Annotated in this window: 22 protein-coding genes and 2 pseudogenes; 12 read left to right on the top strand and 12 right to left on the bottom strand. The window is 72.3% G+C overall.

Annotation, left to right across the window (positions count from 1 at the left end; genetic code table 11):
- Nucleotides 1–14 precede the first annotated feature (14 nt).
- Nucleotides 15–923 carry an SAM-dependent methyltransferase gene (locus ACWD6P_RS14710; protein ID WP_451444453.1) on the top strand — a complete coding sequence of 303 codons (909 nt, stop codon included), beginning with the start codon at nt 15–17 and terminating at the stop codon, nt 921–923.
- Nucleotides 924–1,327: 404 nt separating this feature from the next.
- Complete coding sequence (locus ACWD6P_RS14705) at nt 1,328–3,265, top strand: terpene synthase family protein (RefSeq protein ID WP_451444452.1); 1,938 nt, start codon at nt 1,328–1,330, stop codon at nt 3,263–3,265.
- 63 nt (nt 3,266–3,328) lie between these two features.
- On the opposite strand, the gene ACWD6P_RS14700 is transcribed toward ACWD6P_RS14705, so the two are convergent.
- The 5 genes from ACWD6P_RS14700 to ACWD6P_RS14680 are packed head-to-tail and all read right to left on the bottom strand — an operon-like array spanning nt 3,329 to nt 7,523.
- Nucleotides 3,329–4,702 (bottom strand): cytochrome P450, encoded by a 1,374-nt coding sequence (locus ACWD6P_RS14700; protein ID WP_451444451.1) that lies wholly within the window; start codon nt 4,700–4,702, stop codon nt 3,329–3,331.
- On the bottom strand, nt 4,699–5,316 hold the full coding sequence (locus ACWD6P_RS14695) for a GTP-binding protein (protein WP_451444450.1): 618 nt from the start codon (nt 5,314–5,316) through the stop codon (nt 4,699–4,701). Before ACWD6P_RS14695 ends, ACWD6P_RS14700 begins: the two co-directional genes overlap by 4 nt.
- Nucleotides 5,297–5,650 (bottom strand): DUF742 domain-containing protein, encoded by a 354-nt coding sequence (locus tag ACWD6P_RS14690; RefSeq protein WP_451444449.1) that lies wholly within the window; start codon nt 5,648–5,650, stop codon nt 5,297–5,299. The genes ACWD6P_RS14695 and ACWD6P_RS14690 overlap by 20 nt, the downstream gene beginning before the upstream one ends.
- Complete coding sequence (locus ACWD6P_RS14685; protein ID WP_451444497.1) at nt 5,647–6,033, bottom strand: roadblock/LC7 domain-containing protein; 387 nt, start codon at nt 6,031–6,033, stop codon at nt 5,647–5,649. The genes ACWD6P_RS14690 and ACWD6P_RS14685 overlap by 4 nt, the downstream gene beginning before the upstream one ends.
- 17 nt (nt 6,034–6,050) lie before the next feature.
- Complete coding sequence (locus ACWD6P_RS14680; RefSeq protein ID WP_451444448.1) at nt 6,051–7,523, bottom strand: sensor histidine kinase; 1,473 nt, start codon at nt 7,521–7,523, stop codon at nt 6,051–6,053.
- Between the two features lie 246 nt (nt 7,524–7,769).
- On the opposite strand from ACWD6P_RS14680, the gene ACWD6P_RS14675 reads away from it, so the two are divergent.
- The 5 genes and pseudogenes from ACWD6P_RS14675 (at nt 7,770) to ACWD6P_RS14655 (ending at nt 11,809) form a co-directional block, all read left to right on the top strand.
- Nucleotides 7,770–9,281 carry an SDR family oxidoreductase gene (locus ACWD6P_RS14675; RefSeq protein ID WP_451444447.1) on the top strand — a complete coding sequence of 504 codons (1,512 nt, stop codon included), beginning with the start codon at nt 7,770–7,772 and terminating at the stop codon, nt 9,279–9,281.
- Nucleotides 9,278–9,343 (top strand): annotated as a pseudogene (locus ACWD6P_RS14670) (hypothetical protein); the annotation flags it as partial. The gene ACWD6P_RS14675 and the pseudogene ACWD6P_RS14670, both read left to right, overlap by 4 nt.
- A gap of 160 nt (nt 9,344–9,503) precedes the next feature.
- A pseudogene (locus tag ACWD6P_RS14665) lies at nt 9,504–9,731 on the top strand (FAD-binding domain-containing protein); the annotation flags it as partial.
- A gap of 181 nt (nt 9,732–9,912) precedes the next feature.
- Entirely contained in the window at nt 9,913–10,836 is a 924-nt protein-coding gene (locus tag ACWD6P_RS14660; RefSeq protein WP_451444446.1) for an NADP-dependent oxidoreductase, read from the top strand.
- A gap of 34 nt (nt 10,837–10,870) precedes the next feature.
- Nucleotides 10,871–11,809 carry an AraC family transcriptional regulator gene (locus ACWD6P_RS14655; RefSeq protein WP_451444445.1) on the top strand — a complete coding sequence of 313 codons (939 nt, stop codon included), beginning with the start codon at nt 10,871–10,873 and terminating at the stop codon, nt 11,807–11,809.
- Nucleotides 11,810–11,888: 79 nt separating this feature from the next.
- Here ACWD6P_RS14655 and ACWD6P_RS14650 read toward each other — a convergent pair whose 3' ends face one another.
- From ACWD6P_RS14650 to ACWD6P_RS14640, 3 genes are all read right to left on the bottom strand, one after another.
- The gene (locus tag ACWD6P_RS14650) at nt 11,889–14,354 is read right to left on the bottom strand and encodes a SpoIIE family protein phosphatase (protein WP_451444444.1); all 2,466 of its coding nucleotides are present in this window, start codon (nt 14,352–14,354) and stop codon (nt 11,889–11,891) included.
- A 168-nt stretch (nt 14,355–14,522) separates the two neighbouring features.
- The gene (locus tag ACWD6P_RS14645; protein WP_451444443.1) at nt 14,523–16,025 is read right to left on the bottom strand and encodes an APC family permease; all 1,503 of its coding nucleotides are present in this window, start codon (nt 16,023–16,025) and stop codon (nt 14,523–14,525) included.
- Nucleotides 16,026–16,157: 132 nt separating this feature from the next.
- Nucleotides 16,158–16,784, bottom strand: a complete 627-nt coding sequence (locus ACWD6P_RS14640) for a YigZ family protein (protein WP_451444442.1) — start codon at nt 16,782–16,784, stop codon at nt 16,158–16,160.
- Nucleotides 16,785–17,049: 265 nt separating this feature from the next.
- Between ACWD6P_RS14640 and ACWD6P_RS14635 the strand changes: the two genes are divergently transcribed.
- From ACWD6P_RS14635 to ACWD6P_RS14625, 3 genes are all read left to right on the top strand, one after another.
- Nucleotides 17,050–17,832 (top strand): type VII secretion system-associated protein, encoded by a 783-nt coding sequence (locus tag ACWD6P_RS14635; RefSeq protein ID WP_451444441.1) that lies wholly within the window; start codon nt 17,050–17,052, stop codon nt 17,830–17,832.
- A 210-nt stretch (nt 17,833–18,042) separates the two neighbouring features.
- Complete coding sequence (locus ACWD6P_RS14630; protein WP_451444440.1) at nt 18,043–18,450, top strand: CoA-binding protein; 408 nt, start codon at nt 18,043–18,045, stop codon at nt 18,448–18,450.
- A gap of 25 nt (nt 18,451–18,475) precedes the next feature.
- A complete protein-coding gene (locus ACWD6P_RS14625; protein WP_451444439.1) occupies nt 18,476–18,967 on the top strand; it encodes a GNAT family N-acetyltransferase in 492 nt (163 codons plus the stop codon).
- 63 nt (nt 18,968–19,030) lie between these two features.
- On the opposite strand, the gene ACWD6P_RS14620 is transcribed toward ACWD6P_RS14625, so the two are convergent.
- Together ACWD6P_RS14620 and ACWD6P_RS14615 are read right to left on the bottom strand one after the other, a co-directional pair.
- Nucleotides 19,031–19,588: a YbaK/EbsC family protein gene (locus tag ACWD6P_RS14620; RefSeq protein ID WP_451444438.1), complete on the bottom strand. Its 558-nt coding sequence runs from the start codon at nt 19,586–19,588 to the stop codon at nt 19,031–19,033.
- Between the two features lie 44 nt (nt 19,589–19,632).
- Nucleotides 19,633–20,205: an XRE family transcriptional regulator gene (locus ACWD6P_RS14615; protein ID WP_451444437.1), complete on the bottom strand. Its 573-nt coding sequence runs from the start codon at nt 20,203–20,205 to the stop codon at nt 19,633–19,635.
- A gap of 106 nt (nt 20,206–20,311) precedes the next feature.
- On the opposite strand from ACWD6P_RS14615, the gene ACWD6P_RS14610 reads away from it, so the two are divergent.
- On the top strand, nt 20,312–21,181 hold the full coding sequence (locus ACWD6P_RS14610; RefSeq protein WP_451444436.1) for an EamA family transporter: 870 nt from the start codon (nt 20,312–20,314) through the stop codon (nt 21,179–21,181).
- A gap of 89 nt (nt 21,182–21,270) precedes the next feature.
- Here the strand turns inward: ACWD6P_RS14610 and ACWD6P_RS14605 are convergent, their stop codons facing one another.
- Nucleotides 21,271–22,020, bottom strand: coding sequence for an acyltransferase (locus ACWD6P_RS14605; RefSeq protein ID WP_451444435.1), 750 nt, complete (start codon nt 22,018–22,020; stop codon nt 21,271–21,273).
- Between the two features lie 162 nt (nt 22,021–22,182).
- Between ACWD6P_RS14605 and ACWD6P_RS14600 the strand changes: the two genes are divergently transcribed.
- Nucleotides 22,183–22,716: a gamma carbonic anhydrase family protein gene (locus ACWD6P_RS14600; protein ID WP_451444434.1), complete on the top strand. Its 534-nt coding sequence runs from the start codon at nt 22,183–22,185 to the stop codon at nt 22,714–22,716.
- 116 nt (nt 22,717–22,832) lie between these two features.
- On the opposite strand, the gene ACWD6P_RS14595 is transcribed toward ACWD6P_RS14600, so the two are convergent.
- Complete coding sequence (locus ACWD6P_RS14595) at nt 22,833–23,846, bottom strand: alpha/beta hydrolase (RefSeq protein WP_451444433.1); 1,014 nt, start codon at nt 23,844–23,846, stop codon at nt 22,833–22,835.
- Nucleotides 23,847–23,982 lie beyond the last annotated feature (136 nt).

Raw genomic sequence — 23,982 nt, 5'->3', positions numbered from 1 at the left:
CTTCCGGAGAACCGATGAACGGTGACCCCACCATCCAGCCACCCGCGGATGGCCAAGCGTCCGACCACAACGACGTCCTCCTGTACTACAGACGCAAGACGGCGGACATACTCCACAAATACGGGCCGGGACCGCGAGTTCACTTCCACGTCGGCCTGTTCGATCCGGCCGTCAAGCTCAACACGACCGTCTCCCAGCAGGTCCTCAAACGCCGGATCGCCGAGGCACAGGAGTCGATCCTCGACCACGCGGCCCGCACGTGGGGGGTCGTCGGCACACCTCCGGGCCACCTGCTCGACATCGGGTGCGGCCTGGGAGGCGGTTCGCTCTACTGGGCGCAGGAGCATGGTGCGCAGGTCACCGCGGTCACCGTCGCCGCCGACCACATACCCGTGATCGAGGGCTTCGCGCGCCAGGCGGGCGTCGCCGACCGCGTCACCCCGCGCCTGGGCGACATCCACGACCTGGCCGAGGAGCGGACGTACGACGCCGCGTACGCCAACGAGAGCTCCGGCTACATGGACCGCGAGCGGCTCTTCCAGGTGGTGGCCAAGGCGTTACGGCCCGGCGGCTGGTTCGGCATCCAGGAGCACTTCATCTGCCGTCCGGAATGGGTCGACTGGATCAACGGCTACTACAAGACCCGACTGGGCACCCTCAGCGAGTACGTCAACGCCGCGAAGGAAGCGGGCTTCGAGCTGGAGCAGGACGAGGACGTCACCGAAGGCGTCAGCGAGTTCTGGCTGCAGTCGATGGCGTGGAACACCTCCGAGCTGCACCGCATAGAGCAAGGCGGAGCCCAGGGCCCCTGGTCGCGGGAGCGGCTGCGGGACAGCGCCCTCGCCCACGGCACTCTCTTCCGCATCTGGCGCGACCGCGCCGTGGAGACCCGGCTACTGCTCTTCCGGGTCGGAGGCGGCTGAGCATGGTCACCGCACATGGCCACCCCGCATCGGGTGGCAACTTCCCCCGTTCTGCCGGCCCTTCGGTGCCGGCCGGGTAGGGCGCAGGACACGGCGCGTGCAGGGCACTTGGTGACATGCCGTCAGGCAGCTGGCCCGGGCGGATCTCGCCTCGCCACCACGCGCCGTTGCGCACGTACGGATGGCTCTGGTGACATTGATGGTCATTCGCGCAGCTCGCGCAGCTCGCGCCGTTCGGGATCCGTCGCCGTGGAGGCAGCGACCACGGAACGCGAGACGACCCGACCGGAGCGGGCCGGAACCTTCCGCCCACTGATCTCCGTTCTCACACCGATGCACGAGCGCCCCGCCGCCCGCTGCTCGGATGCCGCGTACGCGGTGTCGGCCCGCCGGAGGAGACAACCGTGGCCCCCTACGTCCCGCACCACCCGCCCCAGAAGGTCGCCTCTCCCCCGTGCGCCGGGATCGGTCCTGCCGCGCCGCCGGCGGACCTCGTCCCACCGGCGCGGGACGTCCATCCCGCCGCTTCCCCGGACGAACTCGATCTGCTGGAGGGCTGGTACACCTGGTCCTGGCACGTGGACCGAGAGGTCCGTCGGCGGATCGCGTCCGGTGCCGAATCCGCCGAGGCGGGGGACGCCGTAGCCTGGCTGGTTACTCTCACAGCGGCCTCAGCGACGCGCGCCTCCTTCGACCCGGCGGAAACGAGCGATCCCCTGCGCCGTGGCATCGCCGAGCTGTGGCCACGCACCGTCGCTTCCCGATCGGCCGCCTGGGCGGATCGTTTCGCAGAGGCTCTGGCGAACCGGTCGCGGGCCCTGGTTCTGCACTACCGTGAGGCCGCGACGGGGGAATGCGCCGACCCGATCGAGTACCTGCGGCGACAGCGATCGGCCGGCGGCGGCGAAGTGGCCGCCCATCTGGTCGAACACGCCCTGGGGATCGACGTTGCCTCGTGCCCGGCTTGTGAGGCGCCGGCCAAGTCGCTGACCGAGGCGTTCGCCGACGTGCTGGGACTGCGCCAGGCATTGAGCCACAGCGCACCGCCGCACCGCCCCTCCCCCCGCCATGCCGAGCTCCTCACTCGCGTACTCGACTCCCGCCTGCGGCACTTCGCCCACCTCGCCGCGACGCCACCGCGCGCTCCGCACGGCACCGACGGGTCGCGGCGAGGCTGTGCGGGCTTCCATGGCTACGCCGACGGACTGCGCGTGTTCCTGGCCGCCGACACCCGATGGCGTGGACGGCACCCATCGCCCGTACCTGCCCCGAGCGTCCAGCGCCCGTCCGGCCGTCCTCTGGGGCCCACGGCCTTCGGCGCGTTCACGGTGCCCGAGTTCTTCATGCCGTATCCCGAGCGGATCAACCCCCACCTGCAGGCGACGGCAGAGCACGCAAGGGCATGGGCGCGACGGATGGGGCTGTTCACCGGAGGACTCGCGCCGGGGACAGCGCCGGCCTGGAGCGAGTCCCGCTACGACGCAATCGACTTCCCCCTGTTCACCGCCATGGCCCACCCCCAGGCATCGAGGGACGAGCTCGACCTCATCACGGACTGGTACGTGTGGGGATTCCACTTCGACGACCTCATCGCCAAGACCTTCAAGCACGGCGACGACCCCGACGGCGCGCAGTGCTGGATCGACCGCGTCACTTCCCTGTTCGCGACTCCGACCAGGGATTTCCGCCCCCGGAACTGTGTGGAACGAGGACTGGCGGACCTCTTCCCCCGCAGTGCCCGAGCCCTTGCCCAGCCGCTGCGCGACCAGTTCTACCAAGCCACGCTCGACATGGTGAACAGCTGGACCTGGGAACTGGCGAACGCCAAACGCCAACGGGTCCCCGACCCGATCGAGTACCTCGAAATTCGCCGCAGGACGGGCGGCGGAGCGTTCTTCGTCACGCTGGCCCGCTACGCCGGAGGCGACGCCGTGCCCGCCGCACTCCTGGACACGGAGCACATGCGGGGCATCGCCGAAGCGGTCATCGACAGCGTGCTGCTGCGCAACGACATCCTGTCCTACCACCAGGAGATCGCCTACGAAGGCGAACTCGCCAACAGCTTGGTCATCGCCCAGCACGCTTTCGGATACGACCTCCAGACCGCCGTCGACCACGTCAACGAACTGGTCTCCCGACGACTGCACACCTTCGCGTCCCTCACCGATCGGCTCCCCGCCACCGGCGCCACGCGCGAGGGCGTCGACGCCTACGTCGACGCCCTCAAGGCATTCGTGGCGGGCGACCTGGGGTGGTCGCTGCGCACCGCCCGCCACGCCCAAGCCGGAACCCCGGTGGCACAACGCACACACGACCGCCGGCGACGCATACGAACGCCATGACCGAGGCCCACGCCTTCCACCGGGAACCCGGCCGCAGGAGTGCGGCCGACGCGTTCGCGGCGGTCAGCGGCGGCCGAGCAGGCGGTCCAGCCAGCGCCACCGCCGGCGCGCGACCGGAGCCGGTGCGGTCAGGAGCGGTGTGGGGGACGGCTCCGGGCCGTCGGCGGGCTGCCCGGCGGTGGAGCCCTCGGCGCGCTTCGCCGTGAACCTCACGGGGAGCTCCTCCAGATGCTGGGCCATCAGCGTGCCGCGGTACCGCAGCTCGGACTCGTCAACGGTGAGCTCGATGTCGGGCAGACGGGTCAACAGCACGTCGATGCCGGTGTCGGCGATGGCACGGCCGATGTCCTGACCGGGGCACTCATGCGGTCCGGCGCTGAAGGACAGATGCGAGCGGTTGCCGTGGACGGGCTCGGACAGGTCCGGGCGGATCTCCGGGTCGACGTTCCCCGCCGCGAGGGACAGCAGCAGCATGTCACCGCGTTGGATCCGCTGTCCGCCCAGCACGCAGTCGGCCGTCGCCCAGCGTCCCAGGACCGTGTTGATCGGAGGCTGGTCCCACAGCACCTGTTCCAGGGCGTCCGGCAGCGTCATATGGCCACCGGAGAGGTTCGCGCGAAAGCGGGGGTCGGTGAGCACCATCCGCAGGGTGTTCGCGATGAGATTGGCCGTGGTCTCATAGGCGGCCACCAGGATCACCCGGACGTGCGCCAGGACCTCATGGTCCGTCAGCTCCGCGCCGTGCTCCAGCAGCCAGGAGGTCAGGTCGTAGCCGGGGGCGGTCTTCTTGCTCTCCACGAGCTGGTACAGCGTGGTGGTGACGTACTTGTCGCTGGTCGCGGTGCTCTCCGTGGCCTTGAGCATGTCGCGGACGGCCTCGACGAGGAGCGGGCCGTGCTCCTCCGGCGCTCCGATGAGCTGGGTCATCACCAGCATCGGCAGCTGGCTGGCGAAGTCCTCCACCAGGTCGGCCCGGCCGGCCGCCGAGAACTCGTCGATCAGCTGGTTGGCGAAGCGCTTCACATAACGCCGTATTCCGCGCCGGTCGAAACGCTGCAGCGACTCCAGCACGGCACCCCGGAGCCGCTCCTGGACCGCGCCGTCGGTGAAGTTCACCACCGGCCACCAGGTGACCATCGGTCCCAGCGGATGGTCCGGGGGGATCTTCCCCTCCTGCTGGGCGTGCCAGGTGCGGGGGTCGCGGGCGAACCGGCTGGGCGTGCGGGCGACCTCCAGGTTCTCGTGGTGGCCCAGGACCAGCCAGGCCGGCAGATCGCCCGGCACCAGCACGGGCGCCACCACTCCGTGTTCCGCGCGCAGCTTCTCGTACAGGGCCATGGGGTCGCGTTGCGCCTCCGGGCCGTAGAGGCGGTGCGGGTCGCCCGGGTGGACGGCGTGGGCCGGGCACCCGGGCGGCGGCAGATCAGGCGTGCTCATGATGCCTCCGTAACGGCGAGGGAATGCAGATAGCGCATCAGGGTCATCAGGACGTCCCGGCTGGAATCGCGCAGCCGGGCGTCACAGGAGAGGAGGGGGACGGCCGCGGGGATGTCGAGAGCACCACGGAGCTCGTCCAGGGAGTAGACCGGCGCGCCCGGGAAGGCGTTGACCGCGACGACGAAGGGGACACCGCTCTCCTCAAGGCGGCCCATCACATCGAAGCTGACCTCCAGTCGGCGGGTGTCGACCAGCACCACCGCGCCCAGGGCGCCTTCGAAGAGCCCGCGCCACAGGAACCAGAACCGCTCCTGGCCCGGTGTACCGAAGAGGTACAGCACCAGTTCGTCGCTGATGCTGATCCGGCCGAAGTCCATCGCGACCGTGGTCGCCGTCTTGCGTTCCACGCCCGCGCGATCGTCGACGCCCACCCCGGCCTGGGTCATGGTCTCCTCGGTGGTGAGCGGCCGGATCTCACTCACCGAGCCGACCAGGGTCGTCTTGCCGACGCCGAAGCCACCCACCACGACGATCTTGACCGCAGCGGTGGCGCTATCCGGCAGCCTGTCCTCGCTGAGCGGCTCCACCAGCTGCTCAGAGTTTTTGAAGTCCATCGATCACTGCCTCGATAAGTGCACGGGAGGGGAGCTCGGCAGCCGGCACCGGTGCACGGGTGAGCACCAGCTGCTCGGCCAGGAGGTCGCTGATCAGTACGGTGACGACGCTCACCGGCAGGCCGGTGTAGGCGGATATCTCGGCCACCGAGAGAGGGGACTGGCACAGTTTCACGATCGCGGCGTGCTCGGGCTGCATACCGGGCGCGGGGCCGGACCTGGCCACGATCAACGTGACCAGGTCGAGCTCGGAGGCGGACGATGAGCGCCCACCGGTGATGACGTAGAGACGCTCCGGGCTCTCATCCGTCGGATCATGTCCCGGGCCGTTCACCTGACCTGCCTGTCGTTGCGCGGCGGACTGGTGATGTGGTCGCCGATGCGGATGACGAGATCCCGCATGCTCTGTCCCATCAGACCCGCGTCCACGCCCTCGTCCGCCAGAACCGCGAGGTAGGCCCCCGCGCCGGCCGCCATCAGATAGAAGAACCCGCCGTCCATCTCGATGACCACCAGCTTCATCCTGCCTGCGTCGTGCGGGAGTTCGGCCCCCACCGCACGGGCCAGGCTCTGCAGCCCGGAGCAGGCGGCGGCCAGCCGCTCGGCCGTGTCCGTCGCCCCGCCGTGCCGGCCCATGAGCAACCCGTCCGCGGACAGCACGACGACATACCGGGTCTGCGGCACGCTCTCGGCGAGATCCTTGAGCATCCAGTCCATGTTGGGCCGCTGCTGAATCACTGTTCTCCCTTCGACGGGCCGGGAGTCTCGCCCCTGCCTTCGCCGTCACCCCTCAGGCCTTTGAACGCCACCAGCCATTCCCCCGGGGGGCTTTGCGGGTCGGGCTCGGTTCGGCGCGCGCTTCCGGTCGGCGGCTGCGGCGCCGTCAGCCGGCTCTTGCGGCGTCGCTGCGGCAGGCCGTTGGCCGTACGCCCGACCGCCGTCGGCATCTCGTCGTGCGGTTCCGTGAACGGTGCCGTGTCGAACTGCGAGGGCACCGTTCGCTGTGTCTTGGCCACCCGGGGGCCGGAGAAGGTACCGATGCCATGGGCGACACCGGACGCCTCGGCCACCGTGGTGATCAACTGCTGGGGGACGACGAGGATGGCCCGCACCCCGCCGTAGGCCGAGGAGCGGAGCGACACCTGGAAGCCGTAGGCCTGCGAGAGCCTGCCCACCACGTTGAGGCCGAGCCGCGGGGACTCGCCCAGGTCGCTCAGGTCGATGCCCTGCTGTGCCTTGGCGAGCACATGCTCGGCGCGCCGGCGGGCCGGTTCCCCCATGCCCAGGCCGGCGTCCTCGACCTCGACCGCGATACCGGAGTTCACCTCGGTCGCCGTCAGATGGACGCGGGTGTTCGGAGGTGAGTAGCGGATCGCGTTGTCCAGCAGTTCGGCCACCGCGTGGATGAGGGGCTCGACGGCAGGGCCCACGACGGCGATGTCCATCGTCGGACTGAGCTCGACCCGTTCGTAGCCGACGATCCGGGACATCGCACCGCGCAGGACGCTGTAGAGCGCCACCGGCCTGCTCCACTGGCGGCCGGGCCGCTCGCCGCCGAGGACGGCGATGGAGTCGGCGAGCCGGCCGATCAGCGCCGTACCGTGGTCGAGCCGCAGCAGATCGCCGAACACTTCCGGCTGCCGCCCGTGCCGGTCCTCCATCTCGCGCAGCTCCGACGCCTGCCGGTGCACGATGGCCTGCACCCGCCGGGCGAGGTTCACCAGCGACCGCTGCGCGGAATCCCGCAGCCCTTCCTCCGCGTCCACCGCGTCGAACACCGTGCGCAGCAAGGACCGGTGCGCTGCCTGGAAATCGGGAGGCAGCCCCGCGTACGACTGCGCCCAGCGCGAGGTGAAGGCGTTGAGGACCTCCTCCGGGCCCTCGTCCTGACGCAGCCGCTGCAGCATCTCGGGCAGCAGCTCGTCGGCGAGCCACACGGTCAGGTCCTGCTGCCGCGCCATCACCCGGGTCTGCGCCGCGGTCGTTTCCTGCAGCGCGTCGACCAGCCGGCTCCGACGCGCTGCCGCGACCGCGGTGCCGGCCACCGCCACGACGGCCGTCGCACCGATCCAGACGGCCGCGGAACGTGCCGGGTCCGAAGCCAGACACACGGCCAGCACAGCGGCCGCAACAGTGCCCGCCACCGGTATCAGCCACCCGAATACCGCAGCAGCCGGCGCTCTGTTCGGTGCTTCCTTCTGGACCATCTACACCCTCAAACCATCCGAAGAGAAGATCGTAAGACGACCCGGCGGAGCCTAATGGCGGCACTGTCAAGGGAGTTGGCGGTCCGTCAGGTCGCCACCTGAACGAGGTATTCTCGGGCGCTCCTCGCTCATACCGCTGGCAAGTGCGCCGTCCTGACGGGATACTGCCGCCGCATTCGAGCGCGGGCGGAGACCTGCCCTGCGCGCACGCCCCGGGGACCGGCTCGGTGACGGACGGAGGCTGCCATGGGCAGGGATGCGGGGCACGGTCTGAGCTGCCTGGTGACCGGCGCGTCAGGGTACATCGGCGGGCGCCTGGTCCCGGAGCTGCTGGCCGACGGGCACCGGGTGCGCTGCCTGGCCCGTTCGCCCGCCAAGCTGCGCGACCATCCCTGGGCGGGCGGCGTCGAAGTCGTCCGGGGAGACGTCGGCGACCCCGCTTCGGTGGGCGAGGCCATGCGCGGGATCGACGTCGCGTACTACCTGGTGCACGCGCTGGGCACCGGGCGCGGCTTCGAGGAGACCGACCGGCGGGCCGCCCGGATCTTCGGCGAGCAGGCGCGTGCCGCGGGCGTCCGGCGCGTGGTGTTCCTGGGCGCGCTCACCCCGGCGGGGGTTCCCGAGGAGCGGCTCTCGCCGCACCTGCGGTCGCGCGCCGAGGTCGCCCGGATCCTGCTGGCGTCGGGCGTGCCCACCACGGTGCTGCGCGCCGCGGTCATCATCGGTTCCGGTTCGGCCTCGTTCGAGATGCTGCGGTACCTGACCGAGCGCCTCCCGGTGATGGTGACCCCCCGATGGGTGCACACCCGTATCCAGCCGATCGCTGTACGGGATGTACTGCGGGCTCTCGTGGGGAGCGCGCGGATGCCGCGGGAGGTGAACCGCGCGTTCGACATCGGGGGTCCGGACGTCCTGACCTACCGGGAGATGATGCGCCGGTACGCGGCGGTCGCCGGGCTCCCGCCCCGGGTGATCCTGCCGGTGCCGGTGCTCACCCCCCGGCTCTCCAGCTACTGGGTGGGGCTGGTCACCCCGGTGCCGCCGGCGATCGCCCGCCCGCTGGTGGAATCGCTGCGGCATGAAGTGGTCTGCCACGAGGACGACATCACGGCCCGGGTGCCCTCCCCGCCGGGGGCTCCGCTGGGCTTCTCCGCCGCGGTCTCCTTGGCGCTGCGGCGGATCCAGGAGGCCCAGGTCGCCACCCGGTGGTCCTCGGCGTCGGTACCCGGTGCGCCGAGCGACCCGCTGCCCACCGACCCGGACTGGGCCGGCGGCAGCCTCTACACCGACCAGCGGGAGCTGCCCGTCGAGGCGTCCCGTGAGGCGTTGTGGCGGGTGATCGAGGGCATCGGCGGTGCGCACGGGTGGTACTCCTTCCCGCTCGCCTGGGCGGTGCGCGGCTGGCTCGACCGGCTGGTGGGCGGGGTCGGGCTGCGTCGCGGCCGCCGTGACGCCGAGCGGCTCAGGGTGGGCGACTCGCTCGACTTCTGGCGGGTGGAGGAGATCGAGCCGGGCCGTCTGCTGCGGCTGCGCGCGGAGCTGCGGCTGCCGGGACTGGCCTGGCTGGAGATGTACGCCGAGGCGGACGGGAACGGCGGCAGCCGCTACCGCCAGCGGGCGCTGTTCCATCCGCGGGGGCTGCTGGGGCATGCCTACTGGTGGGGTGTTTCACCGTTCCACGCCATCGTCTTCGGCGGCATGGCGCGCAATGTGGCCCGAGCCGCCGCCCAGCGGAGCGGGCCGGGAGCGGCGCGATGAAGGTCTCGGTCGTCCTGTTCACCGCCGATCTGCGGCTGCACGACCATCCGCCGCTGCGCGCGGCGCTCGACGCCTCGGACGAGGTGGTGCCGCTGTTCGTGTACGACGACGGCATCGCCGCCACGGGCTTCGCCGTACCCAACCGCGCCGCCCGCCCCGACGCCTCCACCGTCGACTACCGCACCCGGCACGACCACTGGCGGTCCGAGGAGTCGGCCGCGGACGAGATCGCGGCGTGGCAGGAGGGTCAACCCGGTGGCCCAGGCCAAGCGGTACGACCCCGAAGGGGTCTATGTCCGCCGCTGGGTGCCCGAGCTCGCCGGCCTCGACGGCCGCGCCGTCCACGACCCCTGGAAGCTCGGGCCGCGCGAACGCGCCGGGTACGACTACCCGGACCCGGTCGTCGACCTGTCCGACGGCCTCGCCCGCTTCCGGCGGGCCCGTGGCCGCGGCTGGGGCGGTGCAAGGGGCCCGACGGGACGTATGGCCGAGCGTGCCCGTCATCGAGACGCTGGGACATGTAACCGAGACGGAAGGCCATTCTGCGGCTCGTTCGATCTCCCTAGGGTTGAGGACATCAGCAAGGAAGCAGGGCCGGGCACCAACCGGCCGAACTCCAGGGAGAGTTACCGTGCGCGCAGTGATCCAGAAGTCCTTCGGCGGCCCCGAGGTCCTCGAGGTCGTGGAGACCGAACGGCCGAAGCCGCTGTCCGGCGAGGTGTTGGTCAAGGTCCACGCCAGTGCGGTCAACCCGGTGGACGTGGCCGTCCGGTCCGGCGCCTTCCCCCTGCTCGGCGAGCCGCCGTTCGGTGTGGGCTGGGACATCTCCGGGGTGGTCGAGGAAGCCGGGCCCGGCGCCCGGTTCGCGGTGGGCGACGAGGTGTACGGGATGCCGTTCTTCCCGCGCGCCGCCACCGGGTACGCGGAGTACGTGGCCGTGCCGTCCCGCCAGGTGGCCCGCAAGCCCGCCTCGCTCGACCATGTGCACGCCGCCGCCATGCCCCTCGCGGCGCTCACGGCCTGGCAGGGCCTGGTGCAGGCGGCCGGCGTCAAGGAGGGCGACCGGGTGCTGGTCCAGCGGGCGGCGGGCGGTGTCGGGCACTTCGCGGTGCAGATCGCGAAGGCGCGCGGCGCCCATGTGATCGCCGTCGCCAGCGCGGCCCGGCACGACTTCGTACGCGGCCTCGGCGCCGACGAGATCATCGACTACCGGACTACCGACTTCACCGACGCCGTCAAGGACGCCGATGTGGTCCTCGACTCCACGGCCCAGGGCGATCTCTCGCTCGGCGTACTGCGCCCCGGCGGCGTACTGGTCAGCATCCTGGAACACGGCGACCCGGAGCTCGCCGCGCGCGTCGAGGCGGCCGGGCGGCGCTTCGCCGGTGTCTCGGTCGAGCCGGACTACGCGGCGCTCGAAGCGCTCACCGAGCTGGTCGACGCGGGCCTGGTCCGCCCGTACGTCGAGGCGACCTTCCCGCTGGCGCAGGCCGGCAGGGCACATGAGCGGGTCGCCTCGGGACATGTACAGGGCAAGATTGTCCTGACGGTCTGACCACGACGGGCCGCACCAGGGAGGGCGAGGCCGGATGGACATCCTCACCGAGGCACTGGCCTCGATGCGCACCGGGCACCCGGCGTCCGTACGGACCAACGGCCGCGCTCCCTGGGGCCTGCGGCTGCCGCCGGTCGCGGGCGCCGGGTTCCATGTGGTGCTGTACGGGACCTGCTGGCTGGTCCCCCTCGATGACACATCGCCCCACGTGGAGCCGGTCCCGCTGAGCCCCGGGGATGTGGTGTTCCTGCGCGACGGGCGGGGCCACATCCTCGCCGACCACCCCGCCACCCCGGCCGAGGAGCCCCGGGCCGAGCAGTTCCAGGAGGGTTCGCCGATCGGCTCGGTCACGCTCGGCGGGACGGGCCCCGAGACCAGCCTGCTGTGCGGCAACTACCACCTGGACCAGGGCCGCCCGCACCCGCTGGTGCGCCAGCTGCCCGAGGTGATCCACCTGCCGACGCGGCACGGCCGCCATCCGGAGCTGAGCGCCGCCGTCCAGCTCCTCGGCTCCGAACTGGAGAACCCGCGGATCGGCTCGGACGGCATCGTGCCCGCGCTGATCGACTCGCTGCTCCTGTACATCCTGCGGGCCTGGCTGGACGATCAGCCCGCGGCCACCGCCCAGGGCTGGGCCGCGGCCCTGGGCGACCCGGCGGTGGCGCCCGCCCTGTCGGCGATCCACGACGCCCCCTCGGACGCCTGGACGGTCGAGACGCTGGCCGAGCGGGCCGGGCTGTCCCGCGCCGCCTTCGCCCGGCGGTTCACCTCACTCGTGGGCGAACCGCCGATGGCCTATCTGACCCGCTGGCGCATGACGACCGCCGCCCGCCTGCTGCGCGAGTCCGACGCCCCCCTGACGACGGTCGCCGCCCGCACCGGATACGGCTCGGAGTTCGCCTTCGCCAAGGCCTTCAAGCGGGAGTACGGCCTGGCCCCGGGCGGCTACCGGCGGCAGACGAGGGCGGGCTAGGCGGGCTAGGAGGCCTGTCCGACCCTGGCCCGGCGGACCGGCCCAGGGGTGCGCGGCGCTGTCCTGCCGGTGCCCCTCCTCAGGTCGCCTGCGCGGTGCGGGGCTGTTCCGTCCAGATGACCTTGCCCGTCGTGGTGTAGCGGGTCCCCCAGCGCCCGGTGAACTGGGAGATCAGGAAGAGCCCGCGGCCGCCCTCGTCGGTCGTACGGGGGTGGCGCAGATACGGCGAGGTGCTGCTCCCGTCGGACACCTCGCAGATCAGCGCCTGCCCCAGGATCAGCCGCAGCTGGACCGGTCCGGTCGCGTGCCGGATGGCGTTGGTGACCAGCTCGCTGACCACCAGTTCCGTGGTGAAGGCGAGCTCCGTCAGGCCCCAGCGCGCCAGCTGCCCGGCGGCGTCGGCGCGGGCCCGGGCCACGATCGCGGGGTCGGCGGGCAGGTCCCAGACGGCGCACCGGTCCGCGTCGAGGGCGCAGGTCTCGGCCAGCAGCAGCGCCGCATCGTCCTGCGGCTGTGTGGAGACCAGCCCGTCGATGACATGGGAGCAGAGCTGATCGAGCGTCAGATTCGGTGCTGCGAGGGCGTGTTGCAGCCGCTGCCTGCCGTGGTGCGCGCCGGGGGCGGCCGCGGCACCGGACAGCAGTCCGTCGGTGTACAGCGCGAGCACGCTGCCCTCGGCCACGTCCAGCTCGACGGATTCGAAGGGCAGTCCACCGACGCCCAGCCGCGGGCCCACGGGCAGTTCGGCGAAGGTGACGGTGCGGTCGGGGGTGACCACGGCGGGTGCGGGGTGGCCGGCGCTGGCCATGGTGCAGGTGCGGCCGATCGGGTCGTAGACGGCGTACAGACAGCTGCTGCCGCGGGTTCCGGGGCCCGGCCGGGTGTCCTTCTCCTCCCGCACCACCCGGCCGACCACGTCGTCGAGGTGGGCCAGCAGCTCCTCGGGGCGCAGGTCGAGGGCGGCGAGGGTCTGTACGGCGGTCCGCAGCCGGCCCATGGTGGCGACGGCGTCGATGCCATGGCCCGTCACATCGCCCACCACCAGTGCCACTCGGGCTCCGGAGAGCGTGATGACGTCGAACCAGTCGCCGCCGACGTCGCCCAGTTCGTTCGCCGGGCGGTAGGCGGAGGCCACGCGTACCGCGTCCTGCTCGGGGGAGCTCTGCGGCAGCAGGCTGCGCTGGAGGGCGAGCGCCGCCTGGCGCTCCCGGGTGTAGCGGCGGGCGTTGTCCATGCACACCGCCGCCCGTGCGACGAACTCCTCGGCCAGCCGCAGATCGTCCTCGGTGAAGGGCTCGTCGCCCTGGCTGCGGAAGAACGAGGCGACGCCCATGGTGATGCCGCGCGCCCGGATCGGCACCACCATCGAGGTGTGCAGCCCCGGCTCCAGGAGGTGGGCGGAGTGCCCGTGGGGGATCTCGGCCGCCCAGTGCGGAGCGAGCGGGTCCAGCCGCTCCGCCCGCCACGATCCGCCGCCGGCCAGACAGCGCACGGGCGGGGACCAGGCGTGGTAGCTGACCAGACCGCCGGTCTCGGGCACGGCGCCGGGCACCTGGTCGCCCAGCGACCGCAGACCGCCCCGGCGCAGCGGCACCATGTCCGCGTCGCTGAGCGGTCCGGGCAGCGGCTCCTCGCCCCTGACCACCGAGTCCAGCAGGTCGACGGCGACGAGGTCGGCCAGCTCCGGCACCGCCACGTCCGCGAGGTCCTGTGCGGTCTGCAGCACGTCCAGGGTGCGGCCGATGTACTCGCCGGCCCGGTCCAGCAGGTCCATCTGCCGCTGTGAGCGGTAGCGCTCGGTGACGTCGATGACCGTGTAGCACAGGCCCAGGGGCCGCCCCTCCGGGTCGTCCAGGCGGACGAACGACATGGTCTGGGCGCGCTCGTGGTGAGGGTCGGAGCGCACCCGGCCGGTGTGCTCGTAGCCGGTCACAGGGGTGCCGCTGCGCAGTACGCGCCGCATCTGCGCCTCGATGGCCTCGGCGTCCAGACCGGGCTGGATCTCGCCCAGCCGCCGCCCGATGCGCTTGCCGGCGGGCGCGCCGCCGAACTGCTCCAGCGCCGGATTGGACCAGACGTACCGCAGGTCGGTGCCCACGATGGCCATGCCGACGGGCGAGGTCGTCACGATCCGCTCCAGGACCGGGCGGCTGAGCTCCCAGCCGTGGGCGGGGGGCGCGTCGGCCGCCAGGACCAGCCAGTGCCCGCGCCCGGTGGCGTCGGTGACCGGGACCGCCTGGACCTGGAGGGCGGTGTGGTGGCCGTCGCCGTGCCGTGCCGAGACCAGCCCGGACCAGGCGCCCCGGGTGCGGCACTGCGCGGCCCGCGCGGGCAGCCGCGCCGCGTCGTCGGGGGCGAGCAGCTCGGCGGCGGGGCGGCCGACGGTGTCGGCGGCGGAGTGCCCGAGCAGCCGTTCGGCCGCCTCGGGCCAGCTCTCGATCCTCCCGTGAGCGTCGAGCAGCAGCACGGCGGCGTCCGCGGCGTCGAACGCCACCTGCCGTGCGGTGAGGCCGTCCGCCGGGCCGCCGGCCCTGTCCGCTGCCATGTCCGCTCTTCACTCCCTGTCGCCGGGATATGTACCGTATCGCCCGATCGATACCCTTCTGTCATTATTTCCCGGTTCAAGAGAAGTGCGCCGCGCCCCGCACACGGCGCGGAGCACCGCCGTCGCCGGCGGCGCGCTCCACTGACGCGCCGTCACCGGAGCGTCGGCTCAGCCGGCCGCCCCGACCGCGCCCTCACTTCCCGCAGCGGCCCGCCCGGCGCCGGCCTCCCGCCGGGCGTCCGGATCCGGGCCGTGCAGATACTCCTCGGTGATCCGCTTCGGCCCGAACGGCCACTCCTTCTCGTGGCGGGCCCACAGGAGGAACGCCACGACACCTGCCGCGACCCAGGCCAGCGACCATTCGATGGGGTGTCTGCCGGGTGAGTTCTCGTCCGCGTAGCCGTAGATCACCAGCCAGCCGACCAGCGCCACGGCGCTCGGCAGCGGATAGAGCCACATCCGGTAGGGGCGGCGCAGCCCCGGCTGGCGGCGGCGCAGCACGGTGACCGCGGCGACCTGGGCCAGCGACTGCACGATCACCATGACGGTGGTCAGCAGCTGGATGATGGTGGCCAGGTCGGTGTGCCGCCCGACGAGGAAGCCCGCGGCCATCACGGCGCCCATGGTGAGCAGGCCCAGTACGGGGAAGCGGTGGCGCGGGTGGAGCGTGCCGTAGGGGCGGAAGAAGACCCGGTCGCGGGCGGCGTCGTAGGGCACCCGGGAGCCGCCGAGGAGTCCGGTGAGGACGGAGGTGACGGCGGTGACGAGGATGAGCACGGTGACGGCGTCGGCCGCGCCCCTGCCCCAGGCCCGCTCCAGTACCGCCGAGGCGACGGACGAGGACGCCGTGGAGTGCGGGTCGAGCATGTCCCGCCAGTCGATGACGCCCAGGGTGCCGATCTGCAGCAGCAGGTAGATCGTCATGATGCCGAGGATCGCCGTGATGACGGCGCGCGGGATGGTGCGGCCGGGCTGTCTGATCTCGGCGCCCATGTACGCCACGGTGTTGTAGCCGAGGTAGTCGTAGATGCCGATCGTCAGGCCGGCCGCGAAGCCGGCCCAGAAGTGACCGGCCGTCAGCTCGAAGGCGTGCGCGGGGTAGGTGAAGGCGCGCTCCGGGCTGAAGTGGGTGAAGGCGGCGACGATGACCAGGACGACGGAGGCGATCATCACCGTCCACAGGACGACGGTGAGCCTGGCGATGTTCTCCACCCGCCGCCACAGCAGCGCGATGACGCCCACCGTGACGGCGAGGCCGACGAGGTCGCCCTGCCCCCGGCTCATGCCCGGCCACAGATAGCCGAGGTACTGCACAAAGCCGATCACGCCGGTGGACATCCCCAGCGGGATGAACAGCATGGCCGTCCACACGAACAGAAACGGCATCAGCTTGCCGGTGCGGTACTGGAACGCCTGCCGCAGATAGACATAACTGCCGCCCGCGCCGGGCAGCGAAGCGCCCAGCTCGGCCCAGACCAGCCCGTCCGCGAGCGCCAGCACCGCGCCCGCGAGGAACCCGGTCACCGCCTGCGGTCCGCCGAACGCGGCGACCATCAGCGGGATGGTCACGAAGGGCCCGATGCCGCACATCTGGCTCATGTTGAGGGCGGTGGCCTGGAACAGGCCGATCCGGCGGACGAATCCCACGCGTCCGTCGAGGAGTTCCGGCATGGGCAGCCCCTTCTCGTGCCGGCCCGCGCGGCGGACCGCGGCCTGTCGTCGCGCGCCACAGGCTGGCACGGCCGGTGCACCGACGCACCGGCCCGAACCGGACTTCTCAGACCGGGCCCTGGTCAGGGCCGGTCACAGTTCCCCGTACGCCTCGCCGCCGAGCTCCAGCCGCGCCGTGCCGGCCGTCGTGTCCGCGAGCCAGGCGCGAAAGCCGTCCAGATCGGCCTCCGGAAGCCCGACCTCGATGCGCACCTCAGCCCCGTACGTCACCTCGCGCACCGCCCGCCCCGTCGTCCGCAGGTCGTTCTCGACCCGTCCTGCCCGTTGGTGGTCGACGGTGACGGTCACCAGCCGGAAGCGCTGCCGGGTGACCGTGCCCAGCACGTCCAGCGCCTCGCCGACGACTCCGCCGTAGGCGCGGATCAGGCCGCCGGCCCCGAGCTTGACGCCGCCGAAGTAGCGGGTGACGACGGCGACGACATAGCGCACCTCGCGGCGCACCAGCATCTGCAGCATCGGCACGCCCGCGGTGCCGCCCGGCTCCCCGTCGTCGCTGGCCTTCTGCACGCCGCCGTCCGCGCCGAGGACATAGGCGAAGCAGTGGTGGCGGGCGGTCGGATGCTCCTTGCGGATGCGCGCGATGAAGGCCTGCGCCTCCTCCTCGGTCGCGACGGGCGCGAGCGCGCAGAGGAAGCGGGACTTGCTGATCTCGATCTCGTGGACACCCTCGCGCGCGAGCGTGCGGTACTGCTCCTGCATCGCACCAGCCTATGCGGCCCCACCGACAACGCGGCACCGGCCGTCGGCGGCGCCCCGCGCCGCGCTGGGGTGTCCGCCGTACGGGCACGGGTGTGCGCCGTCCGGGCGCAGTGCGCACGGCCAGGCGGCGTACCCGCACCGTCCGCACGGTGCGTCGGGGAGACGTCCGCGCCGCCCGTGGGCACTGTGAGGCCAGTGCGAGAGCCTCGTGTTTCCGGGGCCCCGCTCGTAGACGCAAGACAACGGCGGGTTGGCGGAGGGCTGCATGGAAGAGAGCACACAGTCGGCGATGACGGCGGGCGTTCCCGTGACGGGCGAGGAGATGCCCGAGCCCCCGCCGGAGGTCATCGAGGCGGCACGCAACGCGCCCGACCACTGGCTGGCCATGGTGGATCTGACCTGGCAGGGCGAGGGCCAGCCGCCGCTCTGGGCGCTGATCGGGCAGTGGCGGTCGGGTGCGACGGGTGAGATCGAGGAGTGGCGGGACAACCCGGAGTACCGCCCGTCACCCCAGATGCTGGACTGGCCGGAGCCGACCGACCCGGTCGACCACGCGCTGCAGCTGGCCGCGACCGGCTACGGTCCGGGGCGCGAGGTCTCCGAGGCGCTGGCGCACGCGGAGGTCGCCGTCCTGGTCACCGCGACCGGCACACCGCTGGCCGCCGCCTCGCCCGAGGGCACCCCGGTGATCCCCGTCTACACCTCGGAGAGCTACCTCGAATCCGTGGGCCGCCTGCTGTACGACCGTCGCCCGGTGGGCGAGCTCGTCGAGCAGCTGCCGCCGGGGCACGCCCTGTACCTGAACCCCACCGGCCCGGTGAGCATGCTGGTGGACACCGAGGAGCTGCGCGCGGCACTGGCCGAGGCAGGAGAGACGCCGGAGGGGGCCCAGGACCCGGCCGGGCCGCTGCGCCCGGGCACCGGGGCCGGCGGGGCCGAGCCGGTGGGCGGCGGCCCCGCGATCGGCAAGCCGGCCCGCGCCGCCAACGGCAGCACCGTCGTCGGGGCCGGTCTGGCCGGCAGCGGAGTGGCGCGCGGCGCGAACTGAGCCCCGGCGCACCGAACCCGCCCCGCCCGTCTTCCCCTTCGGGCGGGGCGTCTGCCGTCCGCGGCTCCCGGAGCACCCGCGGTACGGGGCCCTCCCGCGGCCGCAGGCGGGTCCCTCCGCCTCCCGCTGCCTCCGCCGGCCGTACGGGAATCTTCCGACGGCACCGGCCGTTGATCCGCACAGGACCCTTCCCTTCGCAGGAGGCAGTGCGTGTACGGCGATCCCCGAACGATCCGCAGGATCCTCACAGAGCACGGCGACACCTGGGCCGTCGTGGGCCTGTCCGGCAACGAACGGCGTGCCGCACACGGCGTCGCCGAGGTGCTGCAGCGCTACGGCAAGCGGATCGTGCCGGTGCACCCGAAGGCCGAGACGGTGCACGGCGAGCCGGGCTACCCCTCGCTCGACGCGATCCCCTTCCCGGTCGATGTGGTCGATGTCTTCGTCAACAGCGAGCTGGCGGCCGGTGTCGCCGACGAGGCCGTCGCCGTCGGCGCGAGGGCCGTGTGGTTCCAGCTGGGGGTGGTCGACGAGGGGGCCTGGAACCGGGTGCGCGATGCGGGACTCGACATGGTGATGGACCGCTGTCCGGCGATTGAGATACCCCGTTTGGGCTGAGCGGCGGGTGCGTTAGCGTCCCTGCGTGATCACGATACGTGCCGCTGCTCCCGGGGACGCCGCCGAGCTCGTCCGGCTGCGCCGGCTGATGTTCGCCGCGATGAACGGGCAGGATGCGCCCGGGAGTTGGGAGCGGGACGCGGAGGCGATGGCGCGCCGGCTGCTGACCGGGCCGGATCCGCGGCTGGGTGCGTTCGTGGTGGCGGGCGACGGGCCGGGCGCGCCGCATCTGGCGGCGTGCGCGGTCGGGACGGTCGAGGAACGGCTGCCGGCGCCGGGCCACCCCTCGGGCCGCTTCGGCTTCGTCTTCAACGTCTGCACGGACCCCCGCTACCGCCACCGCGGCTATGCGCGCGCCACGACCGAGGCGCTGCTCGACTGGTTCGCCGGGCGGGGCGTCACCCGGGTCGATCTGCATGCCACCGACGGCGCCGAGCCCCTGTATCGCAGCCTGGGCTTCGCCGAACACTCCACACCGCTCTCCCTGGACCTGCGGTCGCGCGCATCCGCGCCGTAGGTCCCGGCCTAGGGCCTGTCCGACCCTGACCCATCGGACAGGCCCTAACCCATCGGACGGCCGCTAGGCGACGCCCAGCCCCTCCAGGACGGTGGCTCCGGGGAGTTCGGCCAGCGCCTTGCCGGGAACGATGAGTTTGCCGCGGCGGCTGCCGCTGCCGATCAGCGCGTACGGGGTGTCGGCGACGGCGGCGTCCACGAACAGCGGCCAGTCGGCGGGCAGTCCGATCGGGGTGATGCCGCCGTACTCCATCCCGCTGTCGCCGACCGCCTTGTCCATGGATGCGAACGACGCCTTGCGGGCGCCGAGTTGACGACGCACCACGCCGTTGACGTCGACACGGGTGTGCGAGAGGACCACACAGGCGGCCAGGGTGCTCTCGCCGCCGCGCTTTCCCGCCACCACCACGCAGTTCGCCGACTGCTCCAGAAGCCAGCGGCCGTAGCGCTCGACGAGGGGCGCGGTGTCCGCGATGGCCGGGTCGGTGTCGACATAGCGCAGCTCCTGGACCGGTACGGATCCGCTCCAGGCGCGGATCGCGGCGGCCACCGGCCCGGTCAGCAGGTCCAGGCACTCGGCGGCGGGCCGGACTTCGTCGAAGGCATCCATCGGCACGGTCATGCCGGCCAAGCTAACAGCCCCGGCCGGCGCCCCGGCGGGCCGTCTCAGCGGGCGGGCGGGATGATCACCGACATGGTCATCTCGACCGGTTCACCGCCGTCATTGCGGTAGCCGTGCGCGACCTTGGCCTCGAAGGACGCCGAGGCACCGGCCGGCACCTCGTGCTCCACGTCGTCCACGACCAGCGTCAGCGTGCCGGCCCGGACGTGGATCAGCTCGACGGTGCCGGGCGGATGCGGATCGGAGGAGCTGCCGTCGCCGGGCATCAGCCGCCAGTCCCACAGCTCGTACGGCCCCGGGGCCTCGGCGCCCACGAGGAGCATGGTGTAGCTGCCGGCCTCGGTGGACCACAGCCGGACGGCCTCGCGCTGCGGCACGATGCGCACCTGCGGGCCCTGCTCGTAGTCGAGGAGCGTGGTGATGCTGACGCCGAGCGCGTCGGCGATCTTGACGGTGGTCCCCACGCTCGGGTTCGTACGGGCCTGCTCGATCTGGATGATCATGCCGCGGCTGACCCCGGCGCGGGCTGCCAGCGCGTCGAGGGTGAGGCCGCGCTCGGCGCGCCAGTGCTTGAGGTTGCGGGCGAGCGACTGCGTGAGCTGGTCGAGATCCGTCACGGTCCGTCCACGTCGTAGGCCAATATATTCAATACCGCAGTTCAATTTGTTGCACTACGGTGTGGTGTACTTCAGCGTCCGGTTCACTGTACTGCGAGGTTTCACCATGACAGCGGTCTTCGCCCTGGCCACCAGCCTTCTGTGGGGGCTCGCCGACTTCGGCGGCGGACTGCTCACCCGACGATTCCAGGCGCTGACCGTGGTGGTCGTCTCGCAGACCCTGGCCGCCCTGGTACTGGGCGCCGTCGTGGTGGCCACCGGAGGCTGGCGGGAGGCCGGACCGCAGCTGTGGTTCGCGGTCGGCGCGGGGGTCGTCGGGCCCGCCGCGATGCTCTGCTTCTACCGCGCCCTGGCGCTCGGCCCGATGGGCGTGGTCTCCCCGCTCGCCGCGCTCGGCACCGTACTGGTCCCCCTCGGCGTCGGCATCGTGGCGGGCGAGCGGCCGGGCCTGCTGCAGGCCGCCGGCATGGTCGTGGCCGTGGTCGGCGTCCTGCTGGCCGGCGGCCCCCGGATCAGCGGCGCGTCGGTGGCCCGTCAGACGATCGTGCTCACGCTGGTGTCGGCGCTCGGTTTCGGCGCGGTGATGGCGCTGATCGCGGAGGCGTCCACGACCGTGACCGGGCTGTTCCTCGCGCTGTTCGTCCAGCGGGTGTGCAATATCGCCGTCGGCGGCGCCGCGCTGTACGCGTCGGTGCGGCGCGGCACCCCGGCGCTGCCCGAGGGCGGGTTCGCGAGCCTGCGCGGCTCGCTGCCGATGCTCGGCTTCGTCGGTATAGCCGATGTCGCCGCCAACGGCACCTACGCCATCGCCGCCCAGCACGGCCCGGTGACCATGGCCGCGGTGCTCGCCTCCCTCTACCCCGTCGTCACCGCGCTCGCCGCGCTCGGCGTCCTCAAGGAGCGGATGCGAGCCATCCAGGCCGCAGGCGCCTCCCTCGCGGTCGTCGGCTCGCTCCTGCTCGCCTCCGGCGGCTGACCCGGACACGGCCGCGCCCAGGGCCGACGGCGGACACAGCTGGCCCCGGGCTGGCGGCGGACACCGTCGAGCCCGGGGCCGACGGCGCCTCAGGAAGCCCCGTACGCCTCCCCCGCCCCCGCCGTCTGCTCCCACTCCCCGACCGCGAGCAGCTGCTCCGGCGTGACGCCCTCGGGGATCGGCACCGGCGCGGGCGTACGCAGCGGCGGCTGCCAGCCCCGCTGCGCGTCCCAGCTGCGGACGACCTTGGCGGGCGCGCCGGCGACCACCGCATGATCGGGGACCTCACCACGGACGACCGCGCCGGCCGCCACCACCACGTTCCGGCCCAGCCGCGCACCGGGCAGGATCACCGCTCCGGTCCCGATCCAGCTGCCGGAGCCGATGGCGACCGGGTCGGTGCGCGGCCACTGCTTGCCGACCGGCACCTCGGGGTCGTCATAGCTGTGGTTGGTGGTGGTGACATAGACACCGGGGCCGAAGAAGCAGTCATCGCCGATCGTCAGCCGGACATCGGCGATCACATGGCTGCCGCGGCCCAGCACCACCCCGTTCCCCAGCGTGAGGATCGGCTCCGGGCCGAGATCGAGGTCCGGCATCATCCCGGCGGTCAGCGTCACGTCCTGGGCGATGATGCAGTACTCGCCGATCTCGATCCAGGGATCCCCGAAGACCGTGCCCTGCGGAAAGGCCAGGCGGGTGCCGGCACCGATCCGGCGGAAGCGGTACGGGCCCGGCCGCTCGGCCGTGACGGCCGCGGCCTCCCTCACCCAGCGCGCACCGCGATGGACGGCACGCGACACGGCCCGGCGCCGCCAGGCCGCGACGGATGAGAACACGTTCTGGTTTATCGGCACCCGCACACCGTAATCGGCCCGCCGGGCGACCGGCCGCGCGCCATGCTGTGATCTTCGCCCCACCGGCGGCCGCCCCCGCCCAGCGGTCCGGCCGTCGTCTACGGTGCTGTTGGCGCGGCGCACGAGCGGCAAGGAGATCCGGTGATGACAGCAGGCGCGTTGATTTCCCAGGTGGGCGGCAAGCAGCCGACGGTCGATCAGAAGGCGTTCATCGCGCCCACGTCCGTGGTGCTCGGCGAGGTCACCCTGGCCGCGGGCACCAGCGTCTGGTACCACACGGTGCTCCGGGCCGACTGCGGCCCGATCACCCTCGGCGCCGACAGCAACATCCAGGACAACTGCACGGTGCATGTCGACCCCGGCTTCCCGGTGACCGTCGGCGAACGGGTCTCCGTCGGGCACAACGCGGTGCTGCACGGCTGCACCGTCGAGGACGACGTCCTGATCGGCATGGGCGCCACGGTCCTCAACGGCGCCCGCATCGGCGCGGGCTCCCTGGTCGCCGCGCAGGCACTGGTCCCCCAGGGCATGCAGGTCCCGCCCGGCTCCCTGGTCGCCGGGGTACCGGCGAAGGTCAAGCGCCGGCTGACCGACGAGGAGCGCGAGCTCATCAAGGTCAACGCCACGATGTACCTGGAACTGGCGGCACAGCACCGGGAGGCGGTGCAGGAGGGCTAGGGGCTGTCCGACGGACGGGGCAGGGGCCGCGGTCCCGGCCATGCCCCGTCCGGACAGGCCCCGGCGGAGGCGCCGGGGGGCCGGGCGCCGGGGGCCGGGCCAAGGGAGGTGTTCCGCTACCCCCTGGACGACCGCCCCGGCACCGGCCCCTGCATCTGCTCGCTGATCCAGTGCAGCGACTCGGCCATGCGCTGCATATAGGTCTGCGCGCTGTGCACGCCGTCCGGTATCTCGAAGAGCGTGGAACGGACCGGCCCGCCGGTGTACTCCTTGATGAAGCGCTTCACATCGGGCACCGCCGCCTCCCGGCTGCCGAGCTCGAACGCCAGGTAGACCGGCGGCCCCTGCCGCGCGGCCAGCCGCCGCGCCAGATGGCGCGGGTCGTTGGCGCGCATCTCCGCCGGGTACCCCCGCCACATCGGCGAATCCGGCGCCGTGTCCGGGCCGTTGACGATGGCCGCCTTGAACCTCTCCGGCTGCTTGAGCACGGCCTTGAGCGCGGCGAAGCCACCGGACGAGGACCCCATGAAGGCCCAGCCGTCACGGCTGTCGTACGTACGGAAGTTGGCCCGCGCGAAGTCCGGGACGTCCTCGGTCAGCCACGTGCCCATCTTCGGCTGCCCCGGGATGTCGCTGCCGTCGTAGTACTTCTTGCCGGGATTGAGCACCGGCATCACCACGATGAACGGCAGCGTCTTGCCCTGCTGCGACCACTGCGCGATCCGCTCCTGGAGGGCGAACGGCGCCCCGGCCCAGTAATTGAACGGATAGCCGTAGGCACCGGGCAGCGCGATCAGCACCGGGAAGCCGCTCTTGGCGTACTGCGGCTGGTGGTACTGCGGCGGCACCCAGGCCCATATGTCGCCGGTGAAGCCCGACTTGCGGCCGTGCCAGGTGGTCCGCACCACCTGCGTGCCGTCGTCCCCGGTCGTACGGAACGGGGTGAACGCGGAGCGCGGGCCACGGGGCGGCACCACCCGCGGCATGCCGTTGTCCGCGTCCGCGGGCTGCGCCCTCAGCCGCGGCACAGCCGACGCGTCGACGACGTCCGTGCCGCCGCCGCATCCGGCCAGCAACCCCAGAGCCACAGCCACCGCGCTCACCGCAGCTCCCACCCGCAGGCACTTCATCGGGACGTTCTCCTCGGATCCTTGGGCCGGCCGCGGGCACCCACGCTGCCACCGCGACACCGGTCTGAAGACACCACTTTAAGTTCGGCCACAGCCCCCGCGACGCCGACCCCGGCCTTGTGACCTGCGGCTCCAC

The organism is Streptomyces sp. NPDC002446 (assembly GCF_053595675.1).
The sequence above is the reverse complement of the archived record's forward strand: the minus strand, read 5'-3'. Positions and strand labels throughout refer to the sequence as shown.